We start from the raw sequence: 24,289 nt of genomic DNA on the forward strand, positions 1-24,289 counted from the left end.
TGCAAAATGATATTGCAATCTTAACAAAAGAGGCCACTCATTATCCTTGAGTAGCCTCCTTTGTTTCTAGAAATAACCAAATAATAATAACTCTTTATTTTAAAGCGGCTATTTTCTTTAACAAACTACTGTCAGAATCAGCAATAGAACAATTATAATGCCTTCTTACATATTGTATTGTCAAAAAATCTCCCCTTTAAAATCGGGTTCTACTATTTCGGTATTTATTTTAATAATTATTTAATTTCAACTGTAGCTCCAACTTCCTTGAACTTAGCTTCAACTGAAGCAGCCTCATCCTTGGATACATTTTCCTTAATTGTGCTTGGCGCTCCATCAACGAGTTCCTTAGCTTCTTTTAAGCCAAGACCTGTTGCTTCTCTAACAACCTTAATTACCTTAATCTTGTCTGCTCCAACTTCCTTCAATATTACATTGAACTCAGTCTTTTCTTCAACTGCTGGTGCTGCGCCTGCTGTTGCTGGTGCTGCAACTGCTACAGGAGCTGCTGCTGATACTCCGAATTCTTCTTCAAGAGCCTTAACTAATTCTGATAATTCCAATACTGTTAAATTCTTTACATCCTCAATTAATTTTGTAACTTTTTCGCTAGCCATTGTATAATACCTCCAAATAATTTTTAATAATTTTTATTTTCTTAAATTCAAAATTAAGCATTTGCCTTTTGCTCAGCAATAGCATTTAATGCCACTACCAAACCTTTCAGGTTTGCATTCAATACATTTGCAAAGCCTGTTATAGGAGCATTGAAGCCACCCAATACCTTTGCGATAAGAACCTCACGTGACGGCAATTCAGAAAGCGCCTTAATACCATCTACATTAATGATCTTACCTTCTACCACACCAACCTTAAGCTCAAGCTTTTCGTACTTCTTAGCATATTCGGAAAGAATCTTCGCAGGTGCTACAACATCTGTTGAACTCATAGCCATAGCAGTCGGTCCATTCAGATAACTGTCTAAACCGTCATATCCATTTTCCTTCATTGCCAAGCCGGTTAATGTATTCTTAACCACCTTGTATTCAACTCCGGCAGCTCTCAAAGCATTTCTCATTTCAGTATCCTGCTCAACAGTTAATCCTCTATAGTCAGCCAATATAAATGATTGTGCTGCTTTTACTTTTTCAGATAACTCTTTTACAACTTCCTTCTTCTGTTCAAGTATCTTGTTACTAGGCAAAACATCCACCTCCTTTTCTGTTTGCTGCAAAAAAATAAAACCCTTTGCATGCACATAAACAAACAAAGGGTGATTAACCATTATTAATTCAACCTCGGCAGGATGACTACAGTCAATTACGCATCGGCATATAAAAATACCTTGCACCTACTGTCTATGGCATACTATTTAATTGTCTTATAATATAATAATACTAAACAATTAATTTGTAAAGTAAATTGCTGAAATTCTAAATATTATTCAATAACCCTCACAGGGTTAATCTTTATTCCAGGTCCCATTGTGGAAGTTACTACAACACTCTTCAAATACTGACCTTTTGCAGCAGCAGGCTTAGCTTTTACAACTGCTCCCATCAATGTACGGAAATTATCCTGCAGCTTCTCTGAAGTAAAGGAAGCCTTTCCTATAGGACAGTGAATAATATTTGTCTTATCAAGTCTGTACTCAATTTTACCGGCTTTGATATCAGCAATAGCCTTAGCTACATCCATCGATACCGTACCTGCTTTGGGATTTGGCATAAGACCCTTAGGTCCCAGTACCTTACCAAGTCTACCAACAACACCCATCATATCAGGCGTTGCAACAACAACATCATAATCAAACCAGTTTTCACCCTGAATTTTTGTTACTAATTCCTCAGCACCAACATAATCAGCACCGGCCTGTTCTGCTTCCTTTGCTTTGTCTCCTTTTGCAAATACCAACACTCTGACTGTTTTACCAGTTCCATGAGGAAGTACAACCGCACCTCTAACCTGTTGGTCTGCATGTCTGGAGTCAACACCAAGTCTTATATGAACTTCGATAGTCTCATCAAACTTTGCTTTTGAAGTCTTCTGAGCAAGCTCAAGAGCCTCTGCAGGTTCATGAAGCTTTTGCCTATCAACAAGTTTTGCACTCTCTTGATATTTCTTTCCTCTAAACATACGTCACACTCCTTAAGTGGTTAATTATTGTCGGAAACTTTCGTCTCCTCCCACAAACCTAACGCCGTACTTATACGGCTTTAAACACCATTCATCCTTACAGCTTGACAAATACATTATCTATACGTTTACGTATGAAATAATATACGCATTAAAAATACATCTATAGCTGTGACAGCATCAGTCAACTACTACAATACCCATACTGCGGGCTGTCCCGGCAATCATGCTTGCTGCCGCGTCAATACTTGCCGCATTCAAATCAGGCATTTTCTGCTCTGCTATCTTACGAACTTCTTCCTTTGTTATCTTTGCAACTTTGTCCCTGTTTGGCTTACCAGAACCGCTTTCAATCTTGCACGCCTTTTTCAGAAGAACAGCGGCCGGAGGAGTCTTTGTAATAAATGAGAACGATCTGTCAGCATAGATTGTTATTACAACCGGAATGATAAGTCCCGCATCTTTTGCTGTTCTTTCGTTAAATTCCTTACAAAATCCCATAATATTTACGCCGTGCTGTCCTAAAGCTGGTCCAACCGGTGGAGCCGGAGTTGCTTTCCCCGCAGGAATCTGAAGTTTTACATAACCTGCTATTTTCTTTGCCATTAATTCCACCTCCCAATTTTCTTACCTATTGCTCAAAATTATTTATTAAAACGATAAAATAATCATTAACTTGATATTCTATCTGCCTTGTGGCCTAAATTTTTTGAATCTGAACCAGTTCAAGCTCAACTGGAGTCTCTCTCCCGAACATTGAAACTGAAACCCTGACCTTCCTTTTCTCAAGATTGATTTCTTCAACAATCCCGATAAAGTTTTCTAAAGGACCAGAAATAACCCTGACGTTATCATAAACTTCATAATCAACCTCTGGAGCAAACTCCTCCACTCCCATCGCCTTAACTTCATCATCCGACAAAGGTACGGGCTTGGATCCAGGTCCGACAAAGCCTGTAACACCTCTTGTATTTCTGACAATATACCAGGATTCATCAGACATAATCATTTTGACAAGCACATAACCCGGAAACACTTTTTTAAGCGTCGCCTTCTTTTTGCCGTCTTTTATCTCAATTTGCTCTTCCATAGGAACAACAATATCAATGATATAATCCTGCATACCTCTATTTTCAACTATTTTTTCAAGATTTGCCTTTACTTTGTTTTCATACCCCGAATAAGTATGAACAACATACCACTTACTCTCTTCTTCAGACATACCAAAAACAGGCTCACCAATTTAAAGCCCCATGTCCTCCTTATGTTCTATCGTTGCTTTATTTTGTAAATACTATTCTGGATACATGTCCAAACCCGAAATCAGCAATCCATATTACACATCCAATAATCAAGCAAAACAGCAGTACTGTTCCGGTATTGTTTATAAGCTGAGTTCTGTTAGGCCAAATAACCTTTTTCAATTCAACCCTGACTTCTTTGTATAGTCTTACTATACCTTGTCCGCTTTTTTTAAATCTAGAAACTTTTTTTGTTTCATTTTCAGCCATTTTTATCACATCCCGATAATAATATTTTAAATATCATTTGGCATCCATACATTAATTGTTGACACAATACGTATTATTAATCATTGCCGCCGAATATTCACTGAATTATTTAGTTTCCTTATGAACAGTGTGCTTGTGACAGAATTTGCAATACTTTTTCATTTCCAGTCTATCCGGATCATTTTTCTTATTCTTCATATTAGAATAATTTCTTTGTTTACAATCAGAACATGCGAGCGTAATCTTAACTCTCATCTATAACACCTCCAAATGCTGCGTTTCTATTTCACTATGCAAGTCAGCTTAAAATTTTTAGACATAAAAAAAAAGACTTACACACGAGCAATAATAAATTTAACATATATACTGTTAAAAGTCAAGTATATGTTTTTGATAAATGGCTAATCCGCGAAACAAATATCTAATTGCTTCTTCAAGAGTCTTTTAAAAATAATATTATTTAGTATATTAACATTTAGCCTCCTGCGGCATTCCATAAGTTACCCACTATAATCTGAAAAAGACAGCCTGGGTTTTGAGGCTGGCCTCCACATCCAGCCTTAGCGTGATAAAATATTTCTATCCTTGCAGAGGTACGCATTTTAAATCCAAGCGTCAGAGGCTTCACAAGCTGCCTGAAGTATATTTTTTTATAAGGACACTTATATAAAGTCTCATTAGCTGCAGCCTTACTATTTCAGGTAATCAACGGCAGCTCTTTCAACAGCCAGTCCTGCTGTGTAGCGTTTCATAAATTCATTGAAGCCGGCAACATCTGCCGGATCGGGATTTACCGAGCGTCCCTGCTCACCGGCAAATACCTTTTCATTAAGGAAGCTCCCTAGGGATTCGTCATTTTTACGATTAAGCATGTAGGAGCCAAGTAAGGCAATTCCCCATGCTCCGCCCTCACCCGCAGTTTCCATGATTGATACAGGGGCATTTATAGCGGCGGACATTATCTTCTGTCCGACTTCCTTGGTCTTGAAAAAGCCGCCATGTCCCAAAATTTTATCTACTCTGACCGCTTCTTCTTCAAAAAGGATATTCAAGCCTGTTTTCAGAGCGCCAAGTGCCGTGAATAGGTTAACCCGCATAAAATTAGCCAGATTAAAGCTGCTTTTTGATGTTCGTACGAACAGAGGACAGCCTTCTTCAAAATGTGTGATATGCTCGCCGGAAATATAACCATAAGCCAATAACCCTCCGCAATCCGAGGCACCCTTTAGTGCCAAGCCCAGTAAAGTATCATAAAGCTTTGGTTTTCCAATATCCATGCCCAGCGCTTTTATTGCCTCCGAGAACAAGCCCATCCATGCATCATAGTCCGAGGTGCAATTATTGGAGTGCACCATGGCTACCAGCTTTCCCTCCGGCGTTGTCACAAGGTCAATCTCAGAATAAGTTCTGGATAATTCCTTTTCAAGTACAATCATAGCGAAAACCGATGTTCCAGCAGATACATTACCGGTGCGGACTGATACGCTGTTTGTCGCCACCATGCCTGTTCCCGCATCACCTTCAGGAGGGCAAAGAGGAATGCCTGCTTGCAGCTGGCCTGTAATGTCCAGAAGCTTAGCTCCTTCTGCTGTAAGCTCTCCGGCTTTTTCGCCGGCAACCATAACAGTCGGTAGAATATTCTTCAAATTTAATTGCAGCTTGTCAGAATTGATTGCTTCATTAAACTGCATTATCATCCTTGAATTAAAATCACAGGTCTTTAAGTCTATAGGAAACATACCGGATGCGTCACCGATTCCCAGGACCTTCTGCCCCGTCAATTGCCAATGTATATAACCTGATAATGTTGTCATATAGGCGATTTCAGATACATGCTCTTCCTGATTCAGAATTGCTTGGTAAAGGTGGGCGATACTCCATCTTTGCGGTACAGGATAATTAAAAAGCTTTGTCAGAGACTCGGAAGCCTGTCCAGTTATATTATTACGCCATGTGCGGAATGGAGTCAGAAGTCTATTGTTCTTGCCGAAAGCCATATAACCGTGCATCATAGCACTGATGCCGATTGTTCCCGTAGTTTTGACAGCTACTCCGAATTTATCCTTGACACTCCTCGTCATTTTCTGATAGCTATCCTGAACACCCTTCCATATATCCTCTATACTGTAAGTCCAGATGCTGTTGATATACCTGTTCTCCCATTCGTAGTTGCCGGATGCAATCAGTGTATTGTCTGCGCCGATCAGAACAGTTTTAATCCTGCTTGATCCCAATTCAATCCCGATTACTGTTTGTCCATTAATAATTATGTTTCTGATATAATTTGTTTCACAGCTCATATTTTCCTCCTCTGAGAATTGACATATCCCCCATAAGTCTGAATAGGATTCCTGCAGCCGGTGATAAATACAGTCACGTTATATAAGCTTGGTGCAGCCCTGATTAGCCGGCAATTATTTTCTCAATTGTTTTTGTGACCTTGATGCTGATTTCACCTTTATCCGTAAATGCTTAAAAAATCAATACGCCCAGAATCCCTGCTCCCAAAATTAAAAATACCGGGCTGATTTTTGTAGTCAGAAGTATCACAAAAGATATAATGCTAATTATAATACTTTTAACTTCAAGGATGTTATAATCAAAAATCGAAAGGTAGACACCTTTAAAAATAAGCTTATCCTGTGCAGCTATAATAATATTATTTTTTAAGGCTATGCTGATGGCAGCGTAAATTATTATTCCTGTTATAACCGGTCTTAAACCATAAAGTGCTCCCTGCACCTTTGGATGAGAATATACCTTAAAGAAAAAGGTGGCTACCAGAATGACTATAATTGCGCATGGAAGTGCAATTCCCAAAAAACTGGCTGCGGCACCGGGAAAACCTGCCACCTTGTAACCATAGCCTACTGCCGCATTTACCGCAACCGGCCCCGGCGACATGCCTGCTATGGCTATGACATCGGTTAATTCTGCCGCGGTTGCCCAGTGGTTAGCCTCGGAAGCTTTAATTAAGCTAGGTATCATGACATATCCCCCGCCGAAGGCAAAGGCACAAAGCTTAAAAAACATTAAAAACAACTTGAAATATATCATCTGTTTACACTATCCTTTCCTAAAGGCGGCTTATGGGACTTATACAAATTCCTTGAACGGATAGTTGTGATCGCGATGCCAAAGATTGCTCCGAATATGATAAGGGGAATTGGTTCCATATTCAAAAATAACGAGCAGCATAATGTAATTATCATTATAATTACTCCTGTTTTATCTTTTATGGCTGTTTTCCCAATTTTATAGGAGGCATAGGATATTAAACCGATTATCACCGGATAAATTCCTTTGAAAGCTGCTTTCACCGAAGTATAGGTGCTGAATTTGACAAACAAAACCGATAGTGTCAATACAATAATTATTGAAGGAGTCATATTTCCTAGTAATGCAAGGATAGCTCCGGGTATACCGGCAACGGAATACCCTACAAATGCGGAGGTATTTAATGCCGTAGCCCCCGGAAGAGATTCTGCAACAGCAAAGATATCTACAATCTTTTCTTTCTCCACCCACTTTTTTTCTTCTACGACTTCACGTTCTATGAGAGGAATCATGGAGTATCCTCCTCCAAAGCCAATACACCCCAACTTAAAAAAAGTTATATAAATTTCTCCAAGCTGATTTTTGTTTTTTTTAAGCATTAAGACACCTCATAAAATTTTAATATTCACACTTATCTATTGTAATCAGAATTTAAATGCAACCTTGAAATCTCCGTATTTTCCCGTAGAGTATTCGAAAGCCTCTTCCCAGTCTTCCAAGCTGTAAAATCTGCTGACAACACCATCGGTTTTAAGCTTTCCTCCGGCAATGTTTTCTATTACAAACGGAAAGCAATACGGGCTGAGGTGCGCTCCCAGCACATCCAGCTCCTTTCGGTCTCCTATAATGGACCAATCCAGCAGTGTCGGCGCTCCAAATACCGAAAATTCAACAAATCTGCCCAGCTTTCTGATCATTTGCATACCCTGCGTAACAGACGAGGGATGCCCTGTGGCTTCGATATATATATCACAGCCGTAGCCCTCTGTCAGCTTCATAATTTCAGCGGCGACATCCACCTTTGAAGGATTCCATACTATGTCCGCACCAAATTCCAGTGCCTTTTCAAGCCTTGCATCTATCATGTCCAGCACAATCAATTTCTTTGGTGTTTTCAGCTTTGCATAAGTAATCATTCCCAAGCCAAGGGTTCCCGCACCGGATAGCACAACTATGTCCTCACATCCAATCTGAGCGCGGTCCACACAGTGCTTCGAGCAGCTGTACGGCTCAATCAGAAGGGCATCCTGCAAAGGCATTTCCTTAGGCACCTTGTGTATAACAGAATGCTTTGCAGGAATACGGACATATTCTGCCATTCCGCCGCAATAATCCTTAAAGAAGCCATAAATTTTGTGGGGCTGGCACATCCAGTAATGCCCGTCCTTGCAAAATCTGCACTCTCCGCAAGGTGCAATCTGATCAACTGTGATTCTGTCCCCAACAACGCAGTCCTTTACATTTTCTCCTGCAAACTCTACAATTCCCAAAAATTCATGACCGGGAATAAAAGGCGATTCAACCCATGAAGGCTGCTCCTCATCCCCCCAGAACATAGCCGCACCGTGCCGGCATTTCAAATCACCGGCGCAGATGCCGCAGCCCTCTGTCTTAATCAGGATATCATCCGGCCCGCATTCCGGCACAGGATATTCCGGTTCGAAACGATAATCAGTTTTACTGTATGCAACTAATGCTTTCATTGTTTTTGGAATTTTGTCCATTATTTTTCCTCCCAGTATTCGTAGTTATTGTTTATAAGATAATTTCCGTTCATTTTGCGCAACCATTACAAGGCGGTTAAAGCAATGTTCAAAGAAGGCTTTTACCGCACTGCACAGCACATATCGTCCTTCCGTATCCCTGTAACGTTTACATCCGCCGCCGCAAATGCGGTAATACTGACAGCTCTTGCATTCTTCACTTATAGGTGCTGAAGCTGCCGGAGATAAAAAATGTTTATGTAATTCAGCAAGTAATTCTTTTATTGAATTAGTCTCTATCGAACCGAGAAGCATATCCTCTCTTACATAAAAATCACAGGGATAGCATTCTCCGTTTTGTTCTATCACCAAAGAAGGGGCACAAATTCCCAATAACCCACATTGCTCGTAGCCTCCTCCTGAAAGCAGCCGGATATAATTTTCAAACAAGCGGATGCCAACGTATTTTCCGCGGCAAAGATCTTCAAACCAGAGATCAAACAGCGTATTGACAAATTCAGCATATACACCGGCTGACAGAGCCTGTACCATTCCGCTGTCCGGCATGCAAGGAATAATATGAAGATTGCCCCACCCATTCTGCTTACAGGTTTTGTATACCTTTGACGCCTGACCCTTAAGTACATCGGTGACAGTAATCAACACCGAGTATTCCACGCTTGCCTGCTGCAGGCATCTGATTCCGGCAGCAGCATAATCAAAGGAGCTTCTTCCGTCCGGACGCTTGCGGTACTCTTCATGTGCCTCTTTAGTCCCATCAATGGAAACGCCTACCAGAAAGTTGTTTTGCTTGAAAAATTCAGCCCACTGTAAGTCAAGCAGCTGTCCGTTCGTCTGAAGCATATATTCTACCTGAATGTTATTTGTATTGTAAGCCTCGACATATTTTACAAACTTCTTGTAAAACGGCAAGCCACACAAGGTTGGCTCACCGCCCTGAAAAAGGAAGGTGCATCGTTGATTGCAGTAGTTCATAGCCTTTTTTACCAGCACCTCCATGGTACCTTCACACATCACAGGATTTTGTCCATGAACCTGTCCTTTATAAAAGCAATATTTACATATAAGATTACACTGACCTGAAATAGGCTTTATAAGAAAGGTTAATGAAGCCATTGCCGTATCCTCCTAAAAGTGAATTTTCTCAGCATTATGAAGCATGTCAGGCTTTGCTGCCATAGGCACTTGATTTAGTACCGCCTAGGCAACTCTGTACCAAAAGGATAAATTTGAGGAACCTCTTCGCCGGCTCTTAGCATACACTCTCCAAGACGCTTGGCCAATGCCGCGCGGACATCCTTATAAGCAGCCTCACTTACCAGATTGTGCTTTTCATAGGGATCAGCCTCCAAATCAAACAGATATTGCTCAACATAGCTGTCACTGCCGGGCTTGGAGTTTTCAAGCATTTCATAGTAGCCTTCGGTGGTAAAATGCTCATCCATATGAAGCAAAGGCTGCACATGCGGTGCATTAACAGAATACTTCCAGCGTTTGGTACGGATACCGCGTCCAAGTTCAGTCTCACTGATCTGGAAGAATACATCGTCACCCCAGGAGCAATTCTCGTCAAGGGCCTCCTCAAGGGACTCATATACCATATCCTTCGGCATCTCAATACCCGCAAGGGATAATATGGTGGACGCAAGCTGAATATTGCTGACCAGCCTGTCGCTGCGCAAGCCTCCTTTAAAAGGTCCGCCGCTTATTACAAGCGGAATTCTGAGGCAGCTGTCAAAGCTGTTGCGCTTGTACTCACCCTCCTGCGTTTTAAAATGGCATCCATGGTCAGAGGTATATATAATTATGGTATCCTCATACATACCCTTTTCTTTGAGGGTAGTAATAACCTTACCCAGATTGTCATCCAATTTCCGGCAGCAGCCGAGGTAATCGGGATAGTTTTCCTCCCAGTCACCCTTATACTTGCCGCCAATAAGATCCTTAGGCACCTCATAATCCTTGAAGCGCTCTCTCGAGCCGTCCGGCCCTTCATAGCAATCACGGTCGTTCTGCTGATGAGGCTCGATATGTGAAAGGAACATAAAGAAAGGCTTGTCCGAGGTTTTATTTTGCAGGTAGTGTATAGCGTAATCAGTGATACAGTCGGTGCGGAAGCCGGTAAAATCTACTCTTTTTCCGTCCTTATCAAAAACATAACCGTCATAGCCATGTGAAGTAAGCTCCAGAGCTTCTGAAACCATGACATAATCGGTATATCCGCCCATCCTCTCCGGCGGAATCGGCTTTTTAACCATTACCAGATCATTTTTAAAATCACTGGCAAGATGCCATTTCCCAACATATGCTGTTTCATAACCTGCCTTTGAAAGTTCCTTTGCAATGGTGACTTCATCATTGCGTAATCCCACCTCATTCACATAGCAGCCTGTGAGGTTTGGATATTTACCCGTCTGCAAGCAGGCACGTGCAGGCCCGCATACCGGCTGACAGGTGAAAGCTGTTTCAAAAACAACCCCCTCCTTCGCCAATTCATCCAGTACCGGCGAAACCTCCAGCTTCTGTCCGTAACAGCCCAGTGTATCATGCCTCTGCTGGTCACTGAGATATACAATAATATTTGGTTTATTTTTCATAGATAGGCCCCCTAGTTTAATTAAAATGTATTCTTTTCTTCGTTCATTACCACCACTTAATCATATCTACTATATGTGTACGGTATTCAATAAACTTTTTGGAAGCAATGTCCCTCGGCCTTGGCAGATCTATTGCTATGCTTTCCTTTATGCTTGCCGGCTTCTGGGAAAGAATCAGCACCCTCTCGGCAAGATATACAGCCTCTTCCACATTATGCGTAATAAATACTATCGTACAGCCAAGAGTCTCCCACAGACGAACGACCTCGTCTTCCAGATAAAAACGTGTTTTGATATCCATCTGCCCGTAAGGCTCATCCATGAGAAGCAGATCCGGGTTCATGGCAAAAGCACGTCCGATAACGATTTTCTGCTCCGCACTTGTAGACAGCTCATGCGGATAGCGGTCACGATATTTACTAAGTGCCATCATGGAAATAATATTTTCCACACGCTCATCTATATATTCTTTTGGCTTCTTTTTAATTTCCAGTCCAAACCGGATATTCTGTTCAACTGTAAGCCACGGAACAGCAGAAGGCTCCTGGAATACAAAAGACAGATTATGCTTTTCAGGATTTGCCGGCTCGCCGTCTACCAGGATTTCACCTGAGGTTGGCTCAGTCAGACAGGTCAACGTGTTTAAAAATGTTGTTTTTCCGCATCCGGTTGGCCCGACAACACATACAAATTCACCGCGTTTTATGTTAAAACTACAGTCCTTTAATACCTCAAGCGTTCCAAAGCTCTTACACAGGTTTTTTACTTCCACCTTATACTCTTTTTCAGACATACCCTGTCCTCCTTTCATTCCAGCGTTAAATCTTCGTTGTCAGAGATTTCTGTTCGAATTCGTAAAAATTCTTCATCCACATAATTTCTCGGACGAGGCAAAAAGCTCAGATCATACTCCTTTTTCACCCGCGCCGGCTGCTCTGTAAATTGGATAATACGGTCACCCAGATAAACAGCCTCCTCAATATTATTTGTTACAAAAATAATAGTGCGCTTTTCCTGTGACCATATTTTCAAGATTTCTTCCTGCATGGAATAGCGTGTTTGTGCATCCAGTGCTCCAAAGGGCTCATCCATTAACAGTATCTCAGGATTTGCCGTATATGCTCTGGCAATGCCGACACGCTGCTTCATACCTCCTGACAGCTGTTTGGGATATGCATTTTCAAAGCCATGAAGACCCACAAGATCAATATACTTTTGTGCGTTTTCCGCCCGTTGCTTCTTCGGCATTTTTTTATACTTCAAGCCCAGCTCCACATTCTCCATAGCGGTTTTCCACTCAAACAGCCCGGTTTTTTGAAAAACGAACCCTATCCTTGTATCAACGTCCTTTATTACTTTGCCGTCCAGTATGACCTCACCGGAGGTTGCGGATATTAATCCCGACAGTATATTCAAAAAAACTGTTTTCCCGCACTGACCCGGTCCCAGCAAAACCAGAAACTCGTTTTCCCGTACATTAAGGGAAACATTTTCAATGGCCTCTGTGTCACCTTTTTTTGAAAAAAAAGTCTTTGAAATGTTCTTCGCCTGCAAAATCAGCTTCTCTTCCACGGACATAGCCACCTTTCCAAATAATCAAATCCATAAGCAAACAGCGCTCCCATAACACCAATCATAACCATACCGACAATGGCAAGCTCCAAATCACTGTTATTGGTGCCCTGCATAATCAGGAAGCCTATACCGCTCTTTGCCGCCAGCATTTCAGATGCCAATAGAACCATCCAGCCTGTTCCTACCGCCGTACGGACACCTGCGAAAATCGCTCCCAGTGAACTGGGCAAAACTATATCGAACAGCATATCCAGGCTTTTTGCACCAAATGACCTGCCTACATCAATATTCAGCCGGGGAACCATAGATACACCGGCATATGAATTTACAACTATAGGCATAAGTACTCCCATAAAAATAATAATAATTCTTGGTATTTCCCCCGTACCAAACCATAAGGTTACCAAAGGCACCCAGGCAATGGGAGGTACAGGCCGGATAGTTTCAAATATGGGTTTGAAAACTGCGCGGAAGGTCTTGTTCCACCCCATTGCAACACCAAAGGGAATTCCAAACAGCACCGCTACAATAAGGGCACTGACGATTCTCCATATACTCATACCCACGTGGGCAATCATCGGTTGATTTGAGATTTCGGTTCCCCAGATTGTTATCAAACGCCAAATAGTATCAGCAGGAGTGGGCAGCATTGTTTTTCCGCTTATTGCAGTAATATGCCACAGTATCAAAAAAAGAATAAGTGCAAAGGTGGACGAAATATAGTAGAAAAACTTATATCCAATGCTTGTATTCTTTAATAACGGATTAGTTTTCATGATTCTTAGGCCTCCATTTCAATACAATGTCCTCTAAACAGCCAATCATCCAGCTTGATATGAGTCCGAATATACCAATTACTATAATGCCCGCCAAAATCAAGCTGACTTCGCCATACATTCTTCCCATCTGAATCATATAGCCCAGCCCCTTGCTTGCCGACAGCATCTCTGCGGCAACTACCGTAGCCCATGCCGCACCCATGGCAGTCTTCAAGCCGGTGAAAATCATAGGCATGGCAGAAGGAATTCCTATCTTGTAAAATATTTCAAAGTTAGATGCGCCACAGGTTTTTGCCACATTAATCAATACCTGATTTGTTTGCCGCACCCCAACATAAGTATTCAATACAATACCTACAAAGGAACCAAAGAAAATTATTGCCGATCTGGCCGCCACACCAATGCCTAAAAACAACAGAACAATCGGAATCCAAGCCAGCGCAGGAATAGGACGTACCATTTCAAACAAGGGTCTTATCAGGTGATCGAATATACGGTACCATCCCATGAATAACCCAAGTGGAATTCCTACAAGAGAACCCACTAAAAATCCCACCCACACAACCTTCGCACTCTCTATAATATGCTGATGCAGATAGCCTCCGTCCGGATTTATATCTGTAAACTTTGTAATAATAGTATTAATAACAGTAACCGGAGATTCCAGAAATCTCGTGTTGACAAGCCGGAAGGTAACCACAAAATGCCAGATGAGCAGTAAAGCCGTAATGCTAAGTATGCTGAAAATCATCATTTTGCGTTTATTATTTTTTATATATTTCAATTCCTGCTGTCGTGCTTGCTGACGTAATAATTCTGAATCATTTGTCATAATTGCCTCCCTGAATTCTATACAGGTTCTTTTCCTCTTCAAGCTAACCTCCATCTCGCCGATACCGCCGGCGACACAAATAGCAATTAAAATGTGTATGGTCCATTGCTTGATTGTTCAAATCCGCAAAAGCTGCAAGCAGCTTTTTGATATGCGAAGAGAACGATGAATGCACGAAATGTGAACTTCGCATTTTTAAGCTATATAGCTTGAAGAGAAAAAGATCTGTCTTTTGGGTTCTCATTCAAAATCAATTAAGATATATTATGATCTTTCTTGTATAATTCAATTGCTTTCTTCAAATAGGTACAATCTACCGCATCAAGTACCTTCTGCATATTTTCTTCCTTTTGCGAGCCTATAATTACATGGTACTCGTAAAATTTCTTGAATTCACGCTGCAAGCCCGTCAACCCATCAGAACCCTCTTCACATAGGCTTTCATAGAATTTCAAATCTTTAAAGCCCGTCTGTTTGATATTGTCAAGGGCATCTATTTTTGTCATCTCGACACCAAAATCCTGTTTCATACCTTGAACAAACCAATCTGCAGCCTGATTGGCATTATTTTCATCGTTAAGCCACAGCAAGACCTCGATTGAGCCTTCAAGATACTTGACAACTGCATCTTCGTTCTTGCTCAGGTAATCGCGGTTAGCAATTATATTACCGGCCATGCCTGCATCCATACCCTGCATTGTATGAATCGTCTTATAGCCAGGCTTTGCCGCAACCTGAATAGCATAGGTAGAGGAGCCAAACCAAATATCGCCTGAACCCGAAAGGAATGCCTGCATACCGGTGGAGATATCCATATTTATAATAGTTACATCGTTAGCACTGAGTCCAAGCTCTTTAAGTGTGAGCATCAGGTCGGCATAGTTGACCGTACCCACTCCAACGATAATTTTCTTTCCTCTCCACTCCTCAGCTGTGCCCAAGGTTCCTGCAACACCCTTGTCGCCTGCTTTTACTATGTCACTGTCCTCACGTGCAAAGGCGACATTTGAATAATCATACCCTGAAAGTCCAATCACATTCATATCATACTTAAGAATACCTGTGATAGCTGCCGTCGCACCTATCCAGCCAATGTTCCAGTCTCCTGAAGGATTTGCTTCCAGCTGCGGCGGACCGCTGACATAAGATGTTTTCTCAACCTCCAGGCCCAACTCCTTCCATGTACCCATTGCATCACCGGCTACAAGCGGAACAGAGGTCTGAACCACATTCTGACCGCTGGTGAGGACTTTTGTAAGCGCATTTGAACCGGAACCGGACTGAGGTGTTGTGGTGTCCGTAGCTGTATCCGTCCCGCCGCACCCTGTTAAGCTCATTACAACAGATGCCAACAATACAAATGTCAATATTTTTTTCATTTTTTACTGCTCCCTCCATGTTATTTTTTATTTTATACCTAAATCAGGTAACAAATACTTATCTTGTCCCAATGGGAATATCTGATTTGGACACATTAAGGATATAATTCAAATGACATAGACTTTAAAAGCTGCTTGACTTCCTTGAAAACTATTTTTATGAAATATCTTCCGAACCAAAATAGCCACATCGCCAACACTCAAAGAACAAATTTCAGCAATGTCTGTTTTCTTTCTCTGTTGAATTTATTATACATTATGGCCATCCTCATTGTCAGTATGTAAATGTTCTATCTTGCATTGACTTTTACATCTTTTACACTGGTTTTTTCAATTGCCTTCTGTTTTCAGGCAAGCCATATGCCTTATTAAATACTTTGGTATAATTTTACTTAACGCAAGGCAATCATTGAATCATACCCCATAGCCCTTCTATTGTGTCCAGCACTTACCGGAAAGTATTTAATTTTTCATTATTTACATTTTAATAAGAATGTTTTACAATTTAATATGTAAATGTTTTTATAACTGTTCATTATTTTGTGTATAAGGAGTTTAATTGATGGTAACTATTAACGACATAGCAAATGCTGCCGGTGTATCTATTGCTACGGTTTCCAGAGCATTAAATTCAGATGCAAATATTAACGAAAGCACTAAAGCTGCTATTCAGAAAATTGCTGATGAGATGAATTACCGGCCTAAAAATTATCGTAAGCGCATCAAAAGCACATGGAAGCAATCCATGATCGGTGTGATTATTTCCTGCAACAACTACCCGTGGTTTAATCGTATTATGTCCGGAATAAGCAGTGTATTGGAAAGCGAGGATATTACTCCGATATTTGCAAATACCAGTGAAAATCCCCAGAAGGATATTACCTGTATCAATAAGCTTAAAGACATCGTTCAGGGCTTGCTTGTTGTCACCTCCACAGAATTGGACGGCTACAACACCAGCTTTTTGGAAGAAATAAACCAAACTATCCCGGTTGTCACGATGATACGAAATACAAATATCCCCTGTATAGACAGCATCAAGGTGGATGGGTTTCGTCCAACCTATGATGCCATTAATATTCTTCTTGATGGCGGGCACCGGCATATTGGAATCATTAACGGCCCTATGATATTCAAGCCGAGCTTTGACCGCTTCGCCGCCTATACCGAGGCACTGAGCAGCAGGGGAATACCCATCCGTAATGAATATGTGTGCTATGGCAATTTCAATGAAGAAAACTCCTGTGATTTAACGGTTAAGCTCATAAAATCCAATCCGTCTATCACAGCTATCTTTGCAGCAAATACCGCTATATCCCGAGGCTGCTTGCTGGCCTTTGAGCAATGCAATATTCATATCCCGGACGATATGGCCTTTATTTCCTATGGCGATGATTTTTCCTTTGGGCTGAAGAATCTGAATATCTCTGTCATTTCGGACCCTGATATTGAAATTGGATGTCAGGCAGCAAACTTACTTTTGCAGAGAATTAAGCAGGTACGGATTCAAAAGAATAGAAATCCCGAACGAATTATCGTCACACCAAATATTATTTTAAGGGGTTCCGAGGTGTACCCCAAAAACTGTGAAAGAGCCAGACAATAATTGTAGTTAGATTTTTTAACAGCAGCTTTGTGCTGTATCTGTGAAAGCAGTAGAATATTTTTCCGCATATGATATATCCTCTATTATGTAATTGCTTGCCGCATCATACACAATAGAGGATATATTGCATACTTTCATAACCAGCCGGCAGCTATGCCAACCTTGTGCTTTTATGAAAGCATGGGATAAGCCTTGCACATAAGGATTTTTCAACTAGCAATCAACTACATCACACAAGGCTGCTCCTGGCGGAACTATCGGGGATACCTTGTCATCCTTGTCAATAGCAAAGTTTATAAGAACAGGCGTATCAGTCTCAGCCAACGCACTGGTTATCGCAGCATCCACCTCTTCGGGACGTTTTACATTTATGCCTTTCGCACCAAAGGCATTCGCCAGTGCGGCAAAATCTGTTCCCCTGTCAATAGAGGTCTGGCTGAATCTGCTGTCAAAAAACAATTCCTGCCATTGTCTGACCATACCCAGCGCCCTGTTATTAAAAAGCGCTATTATTATGGGAAGCTTATATTCAACTGCCGTAGCCAGCTCATTCAAATTCATTCTAAAGCTCCCGTCGCCTGCAATATTGATAACCTTTTTATCCGGTCTGCCCAATTGAGCCCCTATACATGCTCCCAGACCGTATCCCATGGTCCCCAGTCCGCCTGAGGATATAAACTGCCTGAAATTGCTGTAATTATAGTACTGAGCCGCCCACATCTGGTGCTGGCCAACCTCGGTGGTAATAACAGCCTCTCCCTTGGTTAATTCGTATAACCTCTCGACAATGTACTGAGGGCGGATAATTTCATCAGAATAAGCGTATCTGAGCGGATATTTCTCTTTCCATTCATTAATCCTGCTTATCCATACGGTGTTGCTCCTTGAGACAATTCCCGCCTGCATAACCTTCAATATCTTTTTTATATCTCCCACAAGAGGGAAATCAACATTTAAATTTTTGCCTACCTCAGCACTGTCTATGTCAATATGCATTATTTTTGCTTCCGGCGCAAAGCCGCTTACTTTACTGATAATTCTGTCACTGAAGCGGTTCCCTATAGCTATTACAAGGTCAGAGCTGTGAAAGGCATAATTTGATGTTTTTGTGCCATGCATTCCAACCATTCCCATAAACAGCTTGTGTGTACCCGGGAAAGTCCCCATTCCCATAAGCGATGTACTTACCGGTATGTCAGCCCATTCCGCCAGATAAAGCACTTCCGCTTCAGCTCCTGCTATTCCCGCACCGGCTCCGGATAATATAACAGGCCTGCTTGCATTATTAATTGCAGCAATTGCCTCGGCTATTTCCTCACTGCTTACATTATGATACTTTGTACTGACATAGTCGGATTTATCAGGCTTTTTAGGAGTATATTCCACTATTGCGGCAGTAACATCCTTGCATACATCCACCAAAACAGGCCCCGGCCTCCCTTCTCTGGCAATGGCAAAGGCTTCTCTCATCGTATCAGCCAAATGTGAAATATCCTTGACTATATAATTATGTTTTGTTATAGGCATTGTTATTCCGGTAATGTCAACCTCCTGAAAGGAATCCTTTCCCAGCAGGTTAGTAGGCACCTGCCCCGTAATTGCCACCATTGGGACAGAGTCCATATAAGCTGTTGCAATTCCAGTCACAAGATTAGTTGCTCCGGGTCCCGAGGTTGCTATACAAACTCCTACCTTACCTGTTGCTCTCGCATATCCGTCTGCGGCATGAGATGCACCCTGCTCATGAGATGTAAGTATATGAGTAATCTCATTTCTCGCCCTATACAAAGCATCGTAAATAATTATAGCCTGCCCTCCCGGATAACCAAATACAGTATCAACGCCCTGCTCTTTCAAACATTCTATAATAACATCAGCACCTGATAGCTTCATACGCTTATCATCTCCCCTTACATATAAGAAATATCAGCTGCGGAAAGCTCTTCTCAGCAATGCCTTCCGTAACCCTTTTCACTTCAACACAGCTCCTGTACTTGCGGATGTAACCATTCTTGCATATCTTCCCAAATAACCGGACGTTATCTTGGGTGCAGGTGCTGTCCAGCTCTCTTTCCTCCTGCTCAGCTCCTCCTGCGGCACCTCAACATTCAAAGCTCCTGAAGGAATATCAATACTTACGATATCTCCTTCCTGTATCAGCGCTATAGGGCCACCCTCCATCGCTTCCGGAGACACATGTCCTATCGACGCACCTCTTGATGCACCTGAAAATCTGCCGTCTGTGATAAGTGCCACATCACAGTCCAGTCCCATACCCGCTATTGCGGAAGTCGGTCCCAGCATTTCTCTCATTCCGGGTCCTCCCTTAGGGCCTTCATACCGTATTATAACTACATCACCCTTAACTATTCCGCTGCTGTAAATTGCCTTGATAGCGTCATCCTCACTGTCAAATACCCTTGCAGGGCCTCTGTGCACCAGCATGGAATCTGCAACGGCAGACCTTTTGACAACAGCACCGTCAGGTGCTATATTCCCTCTCAGCACTGCTATACCGCCTGTATTGCTATATGGAGCATCAATGCTTTTAATGACATTGCTGTCTTTAATTTTTGCATTTTGAATATTCTCTTTAACAGTCTTTCCTGTAGCTGTAATCAGACCGGTGTGCAGCAAGCCTTTTTCGGAAAGCTCCTTCATTACAGCCTGTACTCCTCCTGCAGCATATAAATCCTGAATATGGTACTTGCCTGCCGGAGCCAGCTTGCATAAATTTGGAGTCCTTGAGCTTATTTCATTTATTATGTCTAAATTTATCTTCACACCCGCTTCATTTGCAATAGCAGGCAGATGTAAAACAGAGTTTGTGGAACAGCCCAGAGCCATATCTACCGTCAATGCATTTTCGAAAGCCTCCGGTGTCAATATATCAGAAGGCTTAATGTCCTTTTCAACCAGCTCCATTATCTTCATGCCTGCTTGCTTTGCCAGTCTTATTCTCTCTGCATATACCGCCGGTATTGTTCCGTTTCCTGTCAAGCCCATTCCAAGCACCTCTGTAAGACAATTCATGGAGTTTGCCGTAAACATACCCGAGCAGGAGCCACACCCGGGACAGGCATTATTCTCCATATCGCATACCTCGTCCTCGGTAATTTTTCCTGCCTTGAATGCACCTACAGCCTCAAAAACACTGTTCAAGTCCAGCTGGTTTCCGTCTTTATTCAATGAAAGCATCGGCCCTCCGCTGATAACTATGGAAGGAACGTTGACTCTGGCTGCTGCCATAAGCATACCGGGCACAACCTTATCACAATTAGGGATAAATACCATTCCGTCAAAGCTGTGAGCTCTTCCCATCGCCTCACAGGAATCTGCAATGAGCTCTCTTGACGCCAAGGAATACTTCATTCCAATATGCCCCATAGCTATTCCATCACATACCCCTATCGCGCCAAACTCAACAGGTGTTCCTCCCGCCATTCTGATACCTGCTTTTACGGCTTCAGTAATCTTATCTAAATGTATATGTCCGGGAACTATTTCATTTTTTGCATTTGCCACACCTATGAGAGGTCTTGCAAGCTCTTCATCCGTATATCCCATTGCTTTAAACAGGGATCTGTGGGGAGCCTTTTCAATGCCCTTTTTTACAATATCACTTTTCATATAACTTACCTCCTTGAGCTTACCTTGCTCAAATAATGTATTATGCTCACTTTTTCAGCTGTAAATTAATACTTGATTTTTGTATATCCAATAAGCTTGATTTAGCTTTATATAATTATTATCTATCAAAAATTGCCAAGTATTCAATAAGTCCGGTAAAACAACAGCTGGAATGCACTCCCAGCCTAATTAAGAATATTGTACTATTTAGTTAAATTCATGTCTATAAAGAAAAAAGAAATGGATAAGAAACATTCAAAAGAGAATATGTTCTAAATAAGAAACATTAAGTCGGAGTCCTTGCAGCACTACGAATTAAGCTCCTCCTCAGGAGCAATCCAGCTCACTATAAAATTATTCTGGTAAAAGTAATTTGCAAATTTTGAACCCTCTATGCTTTCTATTGCAGGCCCAAACTTCGGAAACGCACTAAAAAGAACAAGCACTGCACACAATATATAAATTGCAAGAATACCCTCTATCGCACCCAGAACTATTCCCCCTGTTTTATCAAGCTGCTTAAACACAGGAAGTCTTGATATTGTTTTTATTACAACCTTTATCAAAGCCAAAGCACACCTTATTATTACATATATCAGGATAACACTCAGAATATTTATTACAAGCATTGCTATCTCGGAGCCAATCATATCCATGATTTTGTTTACTCCAAATATATCCTGTCCGATTATCTTATTATTTATGGATTCCTTTATGAATGCCGGAAGCTTCAATCCATCAATTATTGCCGTCCTTGCAGAGTCTCCGTTAAAAACGGCGGCATCACCCGCCCTGCCTTTGACAATACCGCTGATTACGGCAGCCTTTATATTTGTAAACAGCACCGTTTGCTGAAGAATGTCCGATATCACAGGATAAAACTTAATGGCAAAAATTACAGACAGAACATAAGAAACCAGTCTGAAAACAGAATACAAAAAACCGTTTTTCAGACCGATAACCATGAAACCTGCTATAATAATAAAAACAGCTATGTCTGTCCAGTTCATTACAAGCCCTTTCTCTATAATCCATCTATGTCCACCAAGGATATAGTTCCTCCTGATATTACAACTGCCTCACTTTTACTGACAAGATAAACATCCTTTATCTCATTGAGGGAGGAATACTGACCAAGCCTTTTGCCTTTTAACGTGTACAGATAAACACTTTTTTTTGTTCTCAAAACCATCCTGTCACCATACAAATGTATCCCCGTCACATTCTCAGGCTGGTCAAATCTGTATATTTCCTCGCCCTTCGTATTTAAAACCAGTATCTCCTGCTTTGTTGCACCGGAAGCATTTTCAAATTTTCCTGCAAGTATCACATATTTTTCAACGTTCGGGGCAACACAAAAAATTGAATCGGCATTTTTCCTCCAAAGCTCCTTACCCTGCTTGTCCATGTATAGGATAAGATTCTGTCCTGCGGCTATTTCATTATCGCCGCTTGAAATCAATATGGGGAGAATGCTCTCAGCCGTATTAATAGTTGAAAACGGCTTTTCCTCATATATATTGTTAAATTCCAATTGTGTGCCCGCTTTTATGCTACTTGTGACGACCTTGCTTATAAGCACATCCTGCCCTTCATGTATGGTCTTTGCATCAATAACAATATCCTCGGCGCAAAGCTTGGTATACTTATCCGCACCATTTATATCAATAACCTGAACAGAAGATTTGTATTCCTTTGACTGTGTAACTACGGTGCAAATTCCGTCATTACTGACACTGGCATTTATTATCTGATTGTCCAGCTTTTTTGACCATAGAAGAGTCTTATCTTTATAAAAGTAAATATCCCTTCCTGAAATATCGGCAACAGCCATATATTTATCTGATAGCCGTATAACAGGTCTGGTAAGTGTAAATGCATTTTCCTGAAGCATTGCTCCTTTTTTATCATACCACTTTATTCCATCCTTTGAGATGGCAATAATATAATTTTTATATATTTTGCAGTCGACACTTCCGTCCTGAGAAAAGGATATTTCGGATTCTGCCCTGGCTTCCGCTTTTTTATTCTTTATAAAATTAATGGCATCCTTTGGTTGCAATGAAGAGAAATCGTATCCCGCATTCTTCAGGTAAACAGTAAATGCCACTATAGAAACCGCAATAATAAGAAGTAAGGAAACCGCTACTCCCATGGCAGAGCTGGATTTTTCCACGCCTGAGGCACTGGATTTTAGTTCTGAATCATTCATGCTAATACGCCCCTCATTTTTTCTTTCGTATTAAAATTTTAGCACATGCAGATAATTATGTCTATTCCCCGCAATATTGCAAGCCCTCTTCAAAGAAATTGAGACAGCCTTGAAAGGTTCATATCTGATTTCTAAAAGCTATGTCTTATTAACCAGCCGGCTTCTAATGAACTGCAGCAAAATTACAAACACCAAAAACAATCCGAAATATCCGAATACCGGATAAAGCGTTGATATCAAGCTTGAAAAGCCAATTGAAGACATTGGAATTACAAGAGCGCATAATACCGCCGCAACCAGTTTGTAATTTAAATTTAACTTTGTTTGTATTCTCTCTGTCAGACAATATCCTGATGTTATAGCCGACGTATACATGGCCAGGAGAAGGATTATACTGTATATATTTCCCAAAAGCTTGTTGTTGTTTTGAAGTATGCTTAACAAAGGCATTTCAGCAGTTATTGAATGGGGATAGAAAAAGCTTAATGCCAGATTTAATATAAACACTGTTAAACATAGCATGCCGCCTCCCATTATACCACTCCATGTACTTACCCTCCTTGTCTTTAAATATGGCAAAACTGAGGTAAGCATAACGGTTGACAGTATTGTATTATAGCTGACATACAGCATAGCTGAAAATACCCAGTTATCAGTCACTCTTACAACCTTATCCGAAAGACTGAATACGGAAGTATCCTTGGTTACAAGTATGTAAACTCCCACAAATAATATGCCTGCAACCAGAAACGGAGAAAGGAAGGAGCTGAGAGTGACAATCCCCTTTATATTTGTCATTATTGCCAGCAAACAGGCAATAGCACTTATAACAACACAATACCTGAATTCCAATCCCGATAATTCCACAAGGATATTAGCAAGACCGGCCACCATAACACTCATCACACATGACATAAACAGCATCACTACAAATTCCATCAATCTTCCCAAAAAATAACCCATCATGGGAAATAAAAATTCATCATATGTTTTTATTCTTTCACAATAAACTCTGTCCAAAACCACATATCCAATAATTGAAAACAGTATCCCTGCCAATAATATACCAAAGAAGCCTCCGCTATAGTACTTGGAGAAAAACTGGATTATTTCCTGTCCCGATGCAAAGCCTGCACCTATTACTGTTGCCATGTAAAGAAAGGCAACCTTAAATATATTACTCCATTCTCCCTTTATCAAAAAAAGCAACTCCCAACATAGATTTTATTAAGGTCAATTAATATCCTACCA

The 24,289-nt window shown here is 41.2% G+C and carries 24 protein-coding genes and 1 other annotated feature; of the genes, 1 reads left to right on the plus strand and 23 read right to left on the minus strand.

The genetic code is table 11. The features are described 5' to 3' along the window. Window positions 1–236: 236 nt before the first annotated feature. The 18 genes from rplL to LY28_RS03195 form a co-directional block, all read right to left on the minus strand. Complete coding sequence (gene rplL, locus LY28_RS03110) at window positions 237–617, minus strand: 50S ribosomal protein L7/L12 (protein ID WP_110460713.1); 381 nt, start codon at window positions 615–617, stop codon at window positions 237–239. Between the two features lie 53 nt (window positions 618–670). After that, window positions 671–1,204 carry a 50S ribosomal protein L10 gene (gene rplJ, locus LY28_RS03115; protein ID WP_110460872.1) on the minus strand — a complete coding sequence of 178 codons (534 nt, stop codon included), beginning with the start codon at window positions 1,202–1,204 and terminating at the stop codon, window positions 671–673. A gap of 25 nt (window positions 1,205–1,229) precedes the next feature. Then, window positions 1,230–1,382: a sequence feature (ribosomal protein L10 leader region), on the minus strand. Window positions 1,383–1,440: 58 nt separating this feature from the next. Next, complete coding sequence (gene rplA / locus LY28_RS03120) at window positions 1,441–2,136, minus strand: 50S ribosomal protein L1 (RefSeq protein WP_110460714.1); 696 nt, start codon at window positions 2,134–2,136, stop codon at window positions 1,441–1,443. 180 nt (window positions 2,137–2,316) lie between these two features. Then, window positions 2,317–2,742, minus strand: coding sequence for a 50S ribosomal protein L11 (gene rplK / locus LY28_RS03125; protein ID WP_110460715.1), 426 nt, complete (start codon window positions 2,740–2,742; stop codon window positions 2,317–2,319). A 94-nt stretch (window positions 2,743–2,836) separates the two neighbouring features. Then, window positions 2,837–3,358 (minus strand): transcription termination/antitermination protein NusG, encoded by a 522-nt coding sequence (gene nusG, locus LY28_RS03130; protein WP_110460716.1) that lies wholly within the window; start codon window positions 3,356–3,358, stop codon window positions 2,837–2,839. A gap of 58 nt (window positions 3,359–3,416) precedes the next feature. After that, entirely contained in the window at window positions 3,417–3,647 is a 231-nt protein-coding gene (gene secE, locus LY28_RS03135; protein ID WP_110460717.1) for a preprotein translocase subunit SecE, read from the minus strand. Window positions 3,648–3,752: 105 nt separating this feature from the next. Next, window positions 3,753–3,902 (minus strand): 50S ribosomal protein L33, encoded by a 150-nt coding sequence (rpmG, locus tag LY28_RS03140; RefSeq protein ID WP_110460718.1) that lies wholly within the window; start codon window positions 3,900–3,902, stop codon window positions 3,753–3,755. A gap of 437 nt (window positions 3,903–4,339) precedes the next feature. Further along, the gene (locus LY28_RS03145) at window positions 4,340–5,947 is read right to left on the minus strand and encodes a xylulokinase (RefSeq protein WP_110460719.1); all 1,608 of its coding nucleotides are present in this window, start codon (window positions 5,945–5,947) and stop codon (window positions 4,340–4,342) included. Between the two features lie 172 nt (window positions 5,948–6,119). Beyond that, on the minus strand, window positions 6,120–6,704 hold the full coding sequence (locus tag LY28_RS03150) for a chromate transporter (RefSeq protein ID WP_110460720.1): 585 nt from the start codon (window positions 6,702–6,704) through the stop codon (window positions 6,120–6,122). Further along, complete coding sequence (locus LY28_RS03155) at window positions 6,701–7,303, minus strand: chromate transporter (protein ID WP_110460721.1); 603 nt, start codon at window positions 7,301–7,303, stop codon at window positions 6,701–6,703. Before LY28_RS03155 ends, LY28_RS03150 begins: the two co-directional genes overlap by 4 nt. A gap of 45 nt (window positions 7,304–7,348) precedes the next feature. Further along, window positions 7,349–8,428 (minus strand): alcohol dehydrogenase catalytic domain-containing protein, encoded by a 1,080-nt coding sequence (locus LY28_RS03160; RefSeq protein ID WP_110460722.1) that lies wholly within the window; start codon window positions 8,426–8,428, stop codon window positions 7,349–7,351. A 24-nt stretch (window positions 8,429–8,452) separates the two neighbouring features. Beyond that, window positions 8,453–9,544, minus strand: coding sequence for a radical SAM/SPASM domain-containing protein (locus tag LY28_RS03165; protein WP_110460723.1), 1,092 nt, complete (start codon window positions 9,542–9,544; stop codon window positions 8,453–8,455). 74 nt (window positions 9,545–9,618) lie between these two features. Next, window positions 9,619–11,025 (minus strand): sulfatase family protein, encoded by a 1,407-nt coding sequence (locus LY28_RS03170; protein WP_110460724.1) that lies wholly within the window; start codon window positions 11,023–11,025, stop codon window positions 9,619–9,621. A gap of 46 nt (window positions 11,026–11,071) precedes the next feature. Continuing rightward, window positions 11,072–11,818: an ABC transporter ATP-binding protein gene (locus LY28_RS03175; RefSeq protein WP_110460725.1), complete on the minus strand. Its 747-nt coding sequence runs from the start codon at window positions 11,816–11,818 to the stop codon at window positions 11,072–11,074. A gap of 14 nt (window positions 11,819–11,832) precedes the next feature. After that, window positions 11,833–12,603 (minus strand): ABC transporter ATP-binding protein, encoded by a 771-nt coding sequence (locus LY28_RS03180; RefSeq protein WP_110460726.1) that lies wholly within the window; start codon window positions 12,601–12,603, stop codon window positions 11,833–11,835. Further along, entirely contained in the window at window positions 12,582–13,376 is a 795-nt protein-coding gene (locus LY28_RS03185; protein WP_110460727.1) for an ABC transporter permease, read from the minus strand. Before LY28_RS03185 ends, LY28_RS03180 begins: the two co-directional genes overlap by 22 nt. Next, window positions 13,366–14,253 carry an ABC transporter permease gene (locus tag LY28_RS03190; RefSeq protein WP_165835475.1) on the minus strand — a complete coding sequence of 296 codons (888 nt, stop codon included), beginning with the start codon at window positions 14,251–14,253 and terminating at the stop codon, window positions 13,366–13,368. The genes LY28_RS03185 and LY28_RS03190 overlap by 11 nt, the downstream gene beginning before the upstream one ends. 212 nt (window positions 14,254–14,465) lie before the next feature. After that, the gene (locus LY28_RS03195; RefSeq protein WP_110460729.1) at window positions 14,466–15,590 is read right to left on the minus strand and encodes an ABC transporter substrate-binding protein; all 1,125 of its coding nucleotides are present in this window, start codon (window positions 15,588–15,590) and stop codon (window positions 14,466–14,468) included. Window positions 15,591–16,152: 562 nt separating this feature from the next. On the opposite strand from LY28_RS03195, the gene LY28_RS03200 reads away from it, so the two are divergent. Further along, a complete protein-coding gene (locus tag LY28_RS03200; protein WP_110460730.1) occupies window positions 16,153–17,196 on the plus strand; it encodes a LacI family DNA-binding transcriptional regulator in 1,044 nt (347 codons plus the stop codon). Window positions 17,197–17,409: 213 nt separating this feature from the next. Here LY28_RS03200 and ilvB read toward each other — a convergent pair whose 3' ends face one another. From ilvB to LY28_RS03230, 5 genes are all read right to left on the minus strand, one after another. Continuing rightward, a complete protein-coding gene (gene ilvB, locus LY28_RS03210; RefSeq protein WP_110460732.1) occupies window positions 17,410–19,089 on the minus strand; it encodes a biosynthetic-type acetolactate synthase large subunit in 1,680 nt (559 codons plus the stop codon). A 78-nt stretch (window positions 19,090–19,167) separates the two neighbouring features. Continuing rightward, entirely contained in the window at window positions 19,168–20,826 is a 1,659-nt protein-coding gene (ilvD, locus tag LY28_RS03215; protein ID WP_110460733.1) for a dihydroxy-acid dehydratase, read from the minus strand. Between the two features lie 308 nt (window positions 20,827–21,134). Beyond that, a complete protein-coding gene (locus LY28_RS03220; RefSeq protein ID WP_110460734.1) occupies window positions 21,135–21,836 on the minus strand; it encodes a CvpA family protein in 702 nt (233 codons plus the stop codon). 14 nt (window positions 21,837–21,850) lie between these two features. Then, on the minus strand, window positions 21,851–23,038 hold the full coding sequence (locus LY28_RS03225) for a DUF5711 family protein (RefSeq protein ID WP_242981133.1): 1,188 nt from the start codon (window positions 23,036–23,038) through the stop codon (window positions 21,851–21,853). Window positions 23,039–23,176: 138 nt separating this feature from the next. After that, window positions 23,177–24,238, minus strand: coding sequence for a YkvI family membrane protein (locus LY28_RS03230; RefSeq protein WP_110460736.1), 1,062 nt, complete (start codon window positions 24,236–24,238; stop codon window positions 23,177–23,179). Between the last annotated feature and the right edge of the window lie 51 nt (window positions 24,239–24,289).

It is taken from the genome of Ruminiclostridium sufflavum DSM 19573, from assembly GCF_003208175.1.
Classification (GTDB): domain Bacteria; phylum Bacillota; class Clostridia; order Acetivibrionales; family DSM-1351; genus Ruminiclostridium; species Ruminiclostridium sufflavum.